The organism is Cobetia sp. BMC6, from assembly GCF_029991385.1.
Classification (GTDB): Bacteria; Pseudomonadota; Gammaproteobacteria; order Pseudomonadales; family Halomonadaceae; genus Cobetia.
In genome coordinates this window covers 185,851-198,020 of sequence record NZ_JAKUMF010000006.1, presented here as the reverse complement: position 1 = coordinate 198,020, position 12,170 = coordinate 185,851, and the positions used below count along the sequence as shown (strand labels likewise).

Here is a 12,170-nt window from a genome sequence, read left to right as displayed (position 1 = left end):
CTTGGCATCGTTCTCGGCATCGAGACGTTCGCCACTGTCACTATCACTATCACGATGACTATCACTGGCACTGTCGGCTGCCGGCACACCATGGCCGACATTGCTGCGCGGACGCTTCTTCGGCGCCTTGTCGGCCTTGTCCACCGTCATGCCCTGCTCACTGAGATGGTTGCTGATCATCACCAGCTCAGCGACGGTCAGTGTCTGCGGACGACGCGAGGGGTCGATGCCCAGCGCGGTCAGCTGGTCGGCATCGATGCGGCCCTTGAAGTTGTTGCGCAGCGTCTTGCGGCGCTGGGAGAAGGCTTCGCGCACGATGACGGCGAGCAGCTTCTCATCCTTGGCCGGATGCGGCAGTTCATGGTGCGGCACCAGACGCACGATGGCGGAATCCACCTTCGGTGCCGGGAAGAAGGCGCTCGGCGGCACCAGGAACAGATTTTCCACCGCGCAGTAATACTGGGTCATCACCGACAGACGGCCCCAGTCGGTGCCACCCGGCTCGGCGGCCAGACGCTCGACGACTTCCTTCTGCAGCATGAAGTGCATGTCGGAGATCGCGCCGCGTGCTTCCAGCAGGTGGAAGATCAGCGGGGTGGAGATGTTGTATGGCAGGTTGCCGACCACGCGCAGCGCCGGGCCGTCACCGACCAGCTCCGGGAAGTCGAAGCGCAGGGCATCGCCTTCGTGGATCACGAAGTCCGGGTAGTTGAAGAACTGCACGCGCAGACCCGGGATGAGGTCACGGTCCAGCTCGATGACTTCCAACTTGCCTGCCGCTTCCAGCAACGGGCCGGTCAAGGCACCCTGCCCCGGACCGATCTCGACCAGGCGCTCGCCTTCCGCGGGACGAATGGCATTCACGATGCGAGAGATGACGCCAAGGTCCTGCAGAAAGTTCTGACCGAAACGCTTGCGAGCGCGATGCGCGGGGAAATGCTGGGACATGGGACTGACCTTCCTCCTGGGAATCCGTCGGGATTCCCGACAACAAGACGCCGCCATGGCCTGCAGGGACACAGGCAGACCGGGGCGGCGAGACCATCCTCGATGGTCGAATGACTGGGGTAGCGAGACGCCACACGGTGGCGCACGCCTGACGTGCCGCCATGCGGTCACGCCCGAGTGATGCGGGGATTATCTCAGGCTCGCGCGGCGGCTGCCATCTCGATGGCGACACGCACGGCCTGCAGCAGGCTGCCGACGTCGGCGCGCCCGCTGCCGGCAAGGTCCAGCGCCGTGCCGTGATCCACGGAGGTACGCACGATCGGCAGGCCCAGCGTGATGTTGGCAGCCTCACCGAAGCCGGCATACTTGAGCACCGGCAGGCCCTGGTCGTGGTACATCGCCAGTACCGCATCCACGCCATCGAGATGTCGCGGCGTGAACAGGGTGTCGGCCGGCAGCGGGCCATCCAGCTGCATGCCGGTCGCGCGCAGGGCGTCGAGCGTCGGGGAGATCACCTCGATCTCCTCATGCCCCAGGTGCCCGCCCTCGCCGGCATGCGGGTTGAGCCCGCATACCGCGATGCGCGGTGCGGCACAGCCGAAGTAGCGCGTCAGGTCCTTGGCGAGGATCTTCATCACTCGCGTCAGCCCCTCGGGCGTGATGGCATCGGCCACCTCGCGCAGCGGCAGGTGAGTGGTGGCCAGCGCCACCCGCAGCCCGGGGCACGCCAGCATCATGACCACTTCCTCGACCCCGCAGACATCGCGCAGATATTCGGTGTGGCCGGTGAAGCCCGCATGCCCGGCTTCGATCACGGCGGCCTTGGACAGCGGCGCCGTCACCATCGCACTGGCATGGCCGGCCTGGCAGGCGGCGATGGCGACATCCAGCATCGCCAGCACATGATCGCCGTTGCGCGCATCGATCACGCCCGGCTCGCTGGGCACTGCGAGCGGCACCGGCCACACTGGCAGCTCACCATTGCGGGCCGGCGGCAGCGGGTCGCCCGGCGACAACTCATGCACCACCAGCGGCAAGCCCAGCAGGCGAGCACGACTGACCAGCAAAGCGGGATCCGCCACGGCGACCAGCTGCGCGGGGAACGCTTCCGCCTGGCCGGCCAGCATGACCAGCAGCTCGGGGCCGATGCCCGCCGGCTCACCGGCGGTCAGGGCGATGATGTCGGGCGTAGTCTCTTCGGGACGATTCATGACGGCGTCTCGCTGCTCCACTCGGACTTACTGCTCATCGAGACGATTATCGACATAGGCCTCGGCACGCACCTGCTGCTGCCAGGCTTCGAGCTCATCATTGAGCTTGCGCTGGAACAGGGTCTTGCGCACCTTGTCACGCTGGCTGGAGTTGGTCACATCCTGCTGGCGACGCTCCTCGACTTCGATGATGTGGTAGCCGAAGCGGCTCTTGACCGGCTGGCTGATCTCGCCCACATCCAGGCCATTCATGGCCGTCTCGAAGGAGGAGACCGTCTGGCCCGGGCTGACCCAGCCCAGCTCGCCGCCCTTGAGAGAGCTGCCCTTGTCGTCGCTGAACTCCTGAGCCAGCGCGGCGAAGTCCTCGCCCCCCAGCAGGCGGCGGCGAATGGACTCGGCACGCTCAAGCGCCTGCTGATCGCTGAGGTTCGGGTTGGGCTGGATCAGGATGTGGCGTGCGCGCGTCTGGGAAATCAACGCCTTGCCCGCGCCACGCTTCTCGATCAGCTTGACGAGGTGATAGCCGCTGGCACTGCGCAGCGGCTCGGAGACCTGACCGGCCTGCATGCTCGGGATGACATCGGCGAACACCGTCGGCAGCTCACCGCCGGAACGCCAACCGAGATCGCCGCCGCTCAGCGCCTGACTACCGGCGGATTCGGCAGCAGCCAGCTGGGCGAAATCGGTGCCCTGCTCGATCTGCTGGCGCAGGCTGTCGGCCTTGGCGCGCGCGGCCTTGACCTGATCCGGCGTCGGCTCCTGGGGCAGTGCCACCAGCAGGTGGGCCAGATGGTACTGGACGTCGCTGCCGACATTCTGCTGATTGAGATAGCGATCTATCTCACGATCGGAGATCCGCACCCGGCTGGCGACGCTGCGCTGCTGGATCTGCTGCACCAGCAGCTCACGACGCACCTGATCGCGCACCTGGGCCAGTGACATGCCGTCCTGCTCGAGCTTGTCCGCGAAGGCTTCCAGGCTCATGCCGTTGTCCTTGGCGATGCCGCGCAGGGTGGCGTTGAGCTGGGTGTCATCGATGCTGAGGTTGGCCTGCTCCGCCAACTGCAGCTGAATCTGCTCGTTGACCATACGATCAAGAACCTGGCGCTCCAGCACGTCACGCGGCGGCAGGTTGATGCCACGGCTCTGCAACTGCTGACTCGCCTGGGTGACGCGCTGCTCCATGTCGCTTTGCATGATGGCGTCCTTGTTGACCACGGCAACCACGCGGTCGAGCAACTCGGCGGCACCGGCCGGCAGACTCGCCAGCACAAATGCCAGCCCCAGCGGGGCAATCAGGGTCTTGCGCATCACATGTTCTCTCGGCGTAAAAATGTTGATGGCGCCGCCCTGCGGCGGCGCCTTGGCGTCATTCACGGCCTGACGCGGCGACTCAGAAGCCCGCGTTGCGATAGCCCGGTACAGCCTGCTCCAGGTAGCTGTCAGCACTCTGGCCAACGCCTCCCAAGCCCTTGAATTCAAAGGTCAGGAAGATGCCATTCTTCTCTTCGTCATCCGAGATGGTGTTGGCGGTGTCGTTGTCATCCTGCCATTCACGCCAGGTGACCTGCACGCCGTAGCAGCAATCGTTGTACTGCACACCCAACACCTTCTCCAGTGAACGGGAATTGGTGCTGTCATACATGTAACGGCCCAGCAGCGACCAGCTCTCGCTCATCGGCGTCGCGAAGGAGAAATCCCACTCGTTGCGGGTATAGCCCAGCACGTCGTCCTCGTCCTCATCGTCGTAAGGCACGAAGCCTTCGATCTCACGATTGAAGCCAAAGTTCAGTACCGTGCCTTGTTCCGCACGATAACGCAGCGAGGTCTGGGCGCTTTCGGTCACGCCACGATCGAAATCCTGGAACACGGCCTGGGAGGCGGTCCACTGGTCGTTGAGCACCACATCGGCCTGGAAGACCACCGGCGAGCGGTCACGCGTCGCACGATAGTAGTCGGAGTAGCTGTCGAAGTCGGAGCGTGAGGTCTTGTCCGGATCACCGTCCATGTCGATGTTGCGGTCCGATAGATAGCTCGACTGGCCGACCCCCAGCTTGAGGCGTTCACGGCCGCTTTCATCGCTGATGAAGCGCGAAGACACGCCGTAGGAGACCTTGTTGGTATCGCCGACGCGGTCACCCCCGCTGAAGCGGTACGGAGACCACAGCTGATTCCAGCTGAAGGCGTCTTCCGAGGTGTCGAAGTCGGGCAGATCGGACTGGTCGACCTCCGGCACATAGGCGTAATAGAGGCGCGGTTCCAGTGTCTGGGTATAGCCATCGCCGAACCATTCGGTCTCGCGATCGAAGATCAGGCCGCTGTCCAGTGACAGCACCGGGATGGTGGCGGACGGGCTGGTGCTGCGGTCCGTCTCGCGGTCACCGTAATCCAGGCTGTATGACAGGCTGACCAGCTGGGCGCGCGGCTCGATGAAGCTCCAGCTCTGATCACTACGCCAGCCCAGTGCCGGCGCCAGACGCAGGCGCGAACCATTGGCAGCCTGGTCTTCGTCGATATCGGTATCCGTCTCATCGACATCACGCCAGAAGTAGGTCGCGTTGGAATTCCACTCTTCGTAGAAGCCGTTGGACTGACTCCAGCGACCATTCGCGGTCAGGCTCGGCAGACGGTAGAACGGCTTGTCATCGTTATCCAGCGGGTAGTCCATGCGCTGGTAGCCCTGCGCCTTGAACTGCAGGTCCCAGGCATCGCCGTGGTAATCGAGCTGTGCCAGACGCTCGAGGCTATCGGTTTCCGTTTCCCCGAAGTTGCGCCCGAAGTCGTCGAAATAATTGCCATCGGAGGCGGCACCGTACTTCAACTGGTAGTCGGTACGGGCGTCATAGCGGCCAGCATGCTGGTAGTTGATGTACCAGCGGTCCTCGCCGATCAGGTCTTCCTCGTCATCGTCGGGGTCGCTTCCGCCGTCGTCATCGGCGAGCCAGGCACCCTCGATGCTGCCTTCATCGCCACGCGGCAATAGATAGCGGAACTCGCCTTCCAGCATCTCGCCACGCTCGGAGATGTAACGCGGCGTGAGGGTGGCATCGTAATTGGGGGCCAGGTTCAGATAGATCGGCTGTGCGTAGTCGAAGCCGCTGGAGCTGGTGTAGCTGAACTGCGGCCACAGCAGGCCCGTGTGGCGACGGTCATCGACCGGGAAGCGCACGTAGGGCCAGTAGAAGACCGGCACGCCGCCCATTTCCATGCGCGCATGCTTGGCCGTCCCCCAGCCGGAGTCCTGATCGATGGTGATGTCGCTGCCGACCAGGCGCCACAGGCTGTTGCCCGGCTCACAGGAGGTGAAGCTGGCATCCTTCAGGCGGTAGCGGCCATCCTCGAGACGCGCCAGCTGCACCGCATCGCCGCGCACATGCTGCTCGTGAAAGACGTAGTGGCCGTTGTCGACGCTGGCCGCATCGCTGTTGAGCGAGACCCGCGCATCGTCGCCACGCAGCAGGACTCCGGGCTGGCGATAGGTGACAGGGCCCTTGGCGGTGGCGGTGTCACGCGCCTCGTTGACGCTGACCTCGGGCGATTCCAGTTGGGAATCACCGCGGCGCAGCACCACCTCCCCCATCAGGGTGGCGACGCCATCGTTGCCGTAGTTGGCCTTGTCGGCCGAGGTCGTGACCTGCTCCGGCGTGTCGCCCGCCTCGATACGGTAGGCCGGCGTGACATAGCGCCCGGAGCACAGCTGGCCCTGCGGCACCTCATCATAGGGCTGCCAATCGAGCTGACTGGCTGACAGGGGCTCGGGCGGAGCGGCCTGTGCCATCAGAGGAGCGCCGGCGGCCAGTGGCGCCAGGGTCCACAACAGACGGAAAACCAGTGGCTTGAGCTGCCAGACCGGGCGGTCATCGCCCGATCGGGCTATCGATGCCTGCCGGGAATGAGCAGACAGAGAGTGAGTCGCGAAGCGACGCTGACGTCGCCCGGGAGCGGTCGTCGGCTTGCCCGGATGGGATGAATGGCTGCGCTGGGCCATGGCTGCTCTGTGTCCTTGGCTGGGGGAATCGGTATTATACAGGCCCAGCAACCGGCCTTCCTGCTTGCCGGTTCCGCCTGCCTTCTCGTCACCACACGACAGCATGCGGGGCCGCGGCACAGGCGTCAACTGACAGCCGGCCCCGCACACGCTGACAGGAGCCCAAGCCCCATGACATCCGACGCCCGCCGCCAGGCGCTGCACGCCTGGGCCGCCGCCCGCCACGACCTCACGCCAGAGGCCGTGCGCATGAGCGCCGTGGCTGACGACGCCAGCTTCCGCCGCTATTTCCGCCTGCACCTCGAGGAGCTCGACCCGGCCACGCCGGCGCGCATCCTGATGGACGCGCCGCCCGAGAAGGAAGACAGTCACGGCTTCGTCGCCATCGCCCGCCAATGGCGTGACGCCGGCCTGCCGCTGCCCGAGGTCTTCGCCTTTGACGAGTCACTCGGCTTCCTGGAGCTGGAAGACCTCGGCGACACCCCGCTGATGACCGCCCTGACCAGCACCGAGCACGCCGACCACTACTATGGCGAAGCCATCGGGCTGCTCGAGCAGCTGCATCAGCTGCCACCCGGCAACCTGCCTGCCTATGACGACGCCCGGCTGTCCGCCGAGCTGGAGCTGTTTCCGGATTGGTGTCTTGGCCAGCTTCTCGACATGCCGCATGACCGCCGCTACGCCGCCTGGGGCAAGCTGAGAGACCAATTGCTCGCGGCCGCCAGCGCGCAACCGGTGGTGAGCGTGCATCGCGACTTCCATGCCCAGAACCTGTTCCTGCATCAATCAGCATCCCAGGACCAGCCCCGGCTGTGGATCATCGACTTCCAGGACGCCGTCAGCGGCCCCGAGAACTACGACCTGATCTCGCTGCTGCGTGACCGTCACTGGCGATGGCCGGAACCCGCCATGGCGCGCTGGATCGAGCAGGCACGCCTGGCCGCCTTGCCACGCTACGCCGCCACCGGCTTGCCGGCACCAAGCCCGCTCGAGTACCGCCAGAGCGTCGAGCGCATGGGCGTGCAGCGCAATCTCAAGATTCTCGGCATCTTCGCGCGCCTGACGCTGCGGGACGCCAAACCCCGCTACCTGACGCTGATGCCGCGCTTCCTTGGCCACCTGCGCGAAGGCCTGGCCTTCTGCCCGGAACTGATCTCCTTCACCCACTGGCTGGATGAGGTACTGACGCCGGCACTGTCACTGCGCCTGGCCGAGGAATGCGAGGCCCGCGATCTGCGTCTCGTCAATGGCGAGCGCCCCGAGATCAACCTCGATGATTACGATGAGCTGGCGGCACTCGCCGATCGCGCCGCCCGCCTGCAGCGCAACGCGGCCGCCGCTACGGCGAAGAGCGCTGCGGCAAGTGGGGAAAGCAAGGAAAGCACTGCAAATGCCGATGACGAGCCAGGGAGCCACTGATGCGCGCGATGATTCTGGCGGCCGGTTTCGGCACGCGCATGCGCCCGCTGACCGACCATACCCCCAAGCCGTTGCTGGAAGTCGCCGGGCTGCCGTTGCTGGAGCACCACCTACTGCGTCTGGAAGCGATCGATGTGGACAAGGTCGTCATCAATGTCGGCCACCTGGCCGACAGGATTCTGAGCCACTTCGCCGCGAAGCCGAATGTCCAGGGCCAGCTCGAGGCTTGCTGGCAGGGGCGCAAGCGCTCCCTGACACTGATCTTCTCGCACGAGGAGACGCCACTGGAAACCGGCGGCGGCATCGCTCGCGCCCTGTCACTCTCCGGTGCGTTGACGCAGGACGCAGGCGATGACACGCCCTTCCTGCTGATCAATGGCGATGTCTGGTGCGACGTTGACCTCACGCTGCTGACCATCCAAGCGCTGGCGAGCCATTCACTGGCTCTACACGCCGACCAGCCGCAGGCGCTGGCGGGGCTGGTGCTGGTGGATAACCCGCCCCATCATCCCGAGGGCGACTTCCTGCTCACCCCGGCGGGGATTGTGAAGGGTGAAACCCGCGACGAGAGTGACGAACAGGACGAGAAGGAAGAGAAAGATGAGCAGGAAAAGCAGGCCGGCAGCCGCCTGACCTTCTCCGGCGTGTCGTGGCTGTCACCCCGCCTGATCCGTCGCGCCATCGCCGAGACACCGGCCTACCAGGGCCCTGACAGCGTCTTCAAGCTGGCGCCGCTGCTGCGTGACGCCATGCAGCATGGCGAGGTACGCGGCCTGCATCATCGCGGCGCCTGGATCGATGTCGGCACCCCACAGCGTCTGGCCGAGCTGGATGAGCTGCTGAGCCACGCCAGGGCCTGAGCCAGCGCGATATAAGCTCAGCGCTGGACGTTCCTCCGGGCACGCCGATGACAATGCTACCCTGTGCGCCATCGTGCTCACCGCGCCCTTGGCTTCCATAGCGCTCAGCCCGCATGACTCTCAGCCTCTATCGCTGTCGGCCCCTATGGCTGCTAGCGCCGGGCCGGTGGCGCATCAACGACTTATCAGAAGGAGAAGTTCCGACATGGCAATGAACGCCAGCATCAAATGGACCGATGGTCGCCAGTTCCTCGCCGAATCCGGCAGCGGCCACAGCGTGGTCATGGACGGCAATCCGGACAACGGCGGTCGTAACACCGGTCCGCGTCCGATGGAAATGCTGTTGATGGGTCTGGGCGGCTGCACCAGCTTCGATGTCATCCAGATTCTGGAAAAGGCCCGCCAGCAGGTCACCGACTGTCACGCCGAACTGAGCGCCGAGCGCGCCGATAGCGTGCCGAGCGTGTTCACGAAGATTCACGTCAAGTTCGTGGTCACCGGTCGCAACCTCAAGGAATCTCAGATCAAGCGTGCCGTCGAGCTGTCCGCCGAGAAGTACTGCAGCGCCTCCCTGATGCTGAGCGCCGGGGGTGTCGAGATCACTCACTCCTACGAAGTCATCGACATCGCGGCCTGATCTCGCCTCGCCCTCCCGCCGCTCAAGGCCCCGCCGACGGCGGGAGGGAGCGCACCACTGACGACGACTCGCCTGGATCGGCGGGAATTGTCGCTGGCGTGTCAGCCCTGCCTGTGCATAATACGCCCCTCAAACCGGTCGTCTCACCGGTCATCTCGTGGCAAAGATGGCACGCAATGCTCCCTGTGAGTCATGCTGCCAGCGCCCGGGACGGACCTTTCGAGATGTCCTCTTCGGCCCGATGCCTGCCTCTGCCCCATTGCAATGGCGCATCGGATGTCATACCACCCTCCCATCTCAAGGAGGCCTGGACGTGAGCGATCAACTCCGCCTTCACGGGTTCAACAACCTCACCAGTTCGTTGAGCTTCAATATCTACGACATCTGCTACGCGCAGACCGAAGAGCAGCGCACGGCGTATATCGATTATATCGATGAGCTCTACAATGCCGAGCGTCTTACCCAGATCCTCAAGGATGTCACCAACATCATCGGTGCCCACGTGCTGAACATCGCACGTCAGGACTACGAGCCGCATGGCGCCAGCGTGACCATCCTGATCGCCGAGCACGAGCTGGAAGAGCAGGACGCGTCCCAGACCGCGCCGGGCCCGGGCCCGTTGCCGGAAACGGTCGTCGGCCATCTGGACAAGTCTCACGTCACGGTGCACACCTATCCCGAGTCCCACCCGGACAACGGCATCAGCACCTTCCGTCTGGATATCGATGTCTCGACCTGTGGCATGATCAGCCCGCTGAAGGCGCTGAACTATCTGATCCACAGCTTCGATTCCGATATCGTGACCATGGACTACCGTGTGCGTGGCTTCACGCGCGACGTGGATGGCAAGAAACTGTTCATCGATCACGACATCACCTCCATCCAGGATTACCTGGCGGAAGACACCAAGCGTGCCTACCAGATGGTCGATGTGAACGTGTATCAAGAGAACATGTTCCACACCAAGATGCTGCTCAAGGACTTCGAACTGGACAACTACCTCTTCGGCACCTCGCGTCGCGAGCTGACCTTCGAGGAAGCCACCAACATCGAAGGCCGCCTGCGTCGTGAAATGCTCGAGATCTTCTACTCGCGCAACTTCGACTGATCACCGCCCGAGCCATGCGCGACCGCCACAGCGTATGTGTCCGCTTGGCTGAGGCCTGGTGACAGTCCGAAAAAAGCCCCCTGACACCTCACGGTATCAGGGGGCTTTCATTATCTGCCTGTCGGTTCAACGATCGCCGGCGGGGTCCTCCCTGTCTGGCGGAGCGGCATCTCTCAGGCGCTGTTCCATCTCCTCATTCACCTGGCGATGCAGCGCCTCGCGGTGGCGCTCGTGATCAGCCAGCGACTCTCCCCGCTCCTGCGCGACCTGATCCAGTCGTTCACGCAGCTCGCGCACTTCCGTCGTCAACTCGCTGATCTGATGATAGAGCGCCCGCGTCATGTCGCGCTGGGCACGCGCCGCTCGGGCCTCCTGCTCGCTGTCATCCTCGATGAAGATCGAGCTGATATAGGCGGCGAAACTCCCGAACAGCCCCACGCCCCCGACCATCAGCAGCACCGCCACCACGCGACCGAGCGTCGTGATGGGATAGTAGTCGCCATAGCCGACAGTGGTCACCGTCACCACCGCCCACCACAGCGCCTCCTCGGCGGTATTGATGGGGCTGTCGGGATTCGGTGTCTCCACCATCAGCATGGTCAGGGCGCCGAATACCACCAGCAGCACCGTAGCGGTGGCCGCCGAGGCGAAGACCCCCTCGGCCCGGTTGCGGAACAGCAGCTTCCAGATCATTTCCATCGACTTGATGGCGCGCAGCACCCGCAGCACCTGCACCACGCGAAACAGCCTCGCGCCCTGGAAGAGTCCCGCCGGGATACAGGCCAGCAGGTCGATCCAGCCCCACTTCATGTACTCACGTTTGCTCTTGGCACTGGCGAAGCGCTTGCAGAAATCGATGAAGAAGAACAGGCAGACCACGTAGTCCATGTACTCCAGCAGCCGCTGGACCTGGGGTGACAACACAAAGACAAGGTCCACCACCATGGCGCCGATCACATAGATCGACAGCACCAGGATGAACAGCTGAAAGGGCGTGACGCGTTCCTGCATCCGAAGACTCTCCGTGAATGGGGCTCTGGAAAGCCTACCCCATCCTCGACGCCCTGACAGTGTGAAGCCACCGCTGGCATGCGCCCGGGCACTCATCTGTCCGATGGTTCATGCATCCCTGGGCTCATGCGTCCGGTGGTTCATGGATTTCTGGCCTCATGCACCCGCGCTCATCAAGCCTTGTTGCGCGACTCCTCGTCACTCGGGGGCTGGAAGGTGGACTGCTCGCTGATGTCCTCCCCACTGATGCGATTCAAAAGCTTGCGCAACTTGTGACGCTGCCTGCGTGATGACAGGCGATTGGAATCCCAGCGCTCCGGTACCAGCGCACATTCTCCATTGGCATCGTGCAGGCGGAAGGCACGCTCGACGCCGATCGGATGGTCCTCACTGCCGTAGATGCCGATGATTTGCAGCGTCAGGCGCTGGAATTCCAGCTGCTCATTGCTGGGCCAGTGACCGTCGAGCGAGATGCCATTGCGGCGCGCCATGCGCTCGATGACTTCAGAGAAAGTCCCGATATGCAGGAAGTCGCCCGAGCCCAGCGGCCCCTGACGCGTGGTATCGGAGATACGCCATTCACTGCTGCTGGAAGCCCCCTGCGCGGGCTGTTCGCTGTCGCCGTCCTGCTGGTTGTCCCCCTGCTCGTCACCTTCCTGATAGCTGCGTTCGAACTCGGTGACATCCATCAGCAGGCTGCCATGACTGGTATCCAGCCTGGCGATGATGTGCTCGATGAAGATCGACTCAGCACTCATGTTGCTGATGATGCACAGACTGTCGATACCCTTGGACTTGCCGCGATTGATCAGCACTCGCGGCCGGCGCTGGCGCCGGAAGTTGTGATACAGCAGCTGCGCGTAGACCAGCCAGATGAAGAACGAGCCGACACTGGCAATCGCCGAGATGGTTTTCGAGTGATTCGCGATCCACTCCATCATGCTGACCTCCCCTGTCAACGTTGTCTGGTGCACCCTTTCTTGGGGAC

At 63.9% G+C, this 12,170-nt stretch carries 9 protein-coding genes and 1 pseudogene; 4 read left to right on the top strand and 6 right to left on the bottom strand.

The window, feature by feature from the left end; all coding sequences use genetic code 11:
* Window positions 1–159: 159 nt before the first annotated feature.
* The 4 genes and pseudogenes from rsmA to MKZ40_RS12770 all read right to left on the bottom strand — a co-directional run.
* Window positions 160–948 (bottom strand): annotated as a pseudogene (gene rsmA / locus MKZ40_RS12785) (16S rRNA (adenine(1518)-N(6)/adenine(1519)-N(6))-dimethyltransferase RsmA); the annotation flags it as partial.
* 194 nt (window positions 949–1,142) lie between these two features.
* Complete coding sequence (gene pdxA / locus MKZ40_RS12780) at window positions 1,143–2,159, bottom strand: 4-hydroxythreonine-4-phosphate dehydrogenase PdxA (protein WP_175089600.1); 1,017 nt, start codon at window positions 2,157–2,159, stop codon at window positions 1,143–1,145.
* 27 nt (window positions 2,160–2,186) lie between these two features.
* Window positions 2,187–3,470, bottom strand: coding sequence for a peptidylprolyl isomerase (locus tag MKZ40_RS12775; protein WP_175089601.1), 1,284 nt, complete (start codon window positions 3,468–3,470; stop codon window positions 2,187–2,189).
* 82 nt (window positions 3,471–3,552) lie between these two features.
* Window positions 3,553–6,147 (bottom strand): LPS-assembly protein LptD, encoded by a 2,595-nt coding sequence (locus MKZ40_RS12770; RefSeq protein WP_254627083.1) that lies wholly within the window; start codon window positions 6,145–6,147, stop codon window positions 3,553–3,555.
* Window positions 6,148–6,318: 171 nt separating this feature from the next.
* On the opposite strand from MKZ40_RS12770, the gene MKZ40_RS12765 reads away from it, so the two are divergent.
* The 4 genes from MKZ40_RS12765 to speD all read left to right on the top strand — a co-directional run bounded on the left by MKZ40_RS12765 (window position 6,319) and on the right by speD (window position 10,171).
* Complete coding sequence (locus MKZ40_RS12765) at window positions 6,319–7,566, top strand: phosphotransferase (protein WP_175089602.1); 1,248 nt, start codon at window positions 6,319–6,321, stop codon at window positions 7,564–7,566.
* On the top strand, window positions 7,566–8,426 hold the full coding sequence (locus tag MKZ40_RS12760; protein ID WP_175089603.1) for a nucleotidyltransferase family protein: 861 nt from the start codon (window positions 7,566–7,568) through the stop codon (window positions 8,424–8,426). Before MKZ40_RS12765 ends, MKZ40_RS12760 begins: the two co-directional genes overlap by 1 nt.
* Window positions 8,427–8,637: 211 nt before the next feature.
* Window positions 8,638–9,063 carry an OsmC family protein gene (locus tag MKZ40_RS12755; RefSeq protein WP_175089714.1) on the top strand — a complete coding sequence of 142 codons (426 nt, stop codon included), beginning with the start codon at window positions 8,638–8,640 and terminating at the stop codon, window positions 9,061–9,063.
* Window positions 9,064–9,376: 313 nt separating this feature from the next.
* Entirely contained in the window at window positions 9,377–10,171 is a 795-nt protein-coding gene (gene speD, locus MKZ40_RS12750; RefSeq protein ID WP_175089604.1) for an adenosylmethionine decarboxylase, read from the top strand.
* A gap of 126 nt (window positions 10,172–10,297) precedes the next feature.
* On the opposite strand, the gene MKZ40_RS12745 is transcribed toward speD, so the two are convergent.
* A complete protein-coding gene (locus MKZ40_RS12745) occupies window positions 10,298–11,182 on the bottom strand; it encodes an ion transporter (RefSeq protein WP_175089605.1) in 885 nt (294 codons plus the stop codon).
* A gap of 173 nt (window positions 11,183–11,355) precedes the next feature.
* The gene (locus tag MKZ40_RS12740; RefSeq protein WP_175089606.1) at window positions 11,356–12,123 is read right to left on the bottom strand and encodes a hypothetical protein; all 768 of its coding nucleotides are present in this window, start codon (window positions 12,121–12,123) and stop codon (window positions 11,356–11,358) included.
* Between the last annotated feature and the right edge of the window lie 47 nt (window positions 12,124–12,170).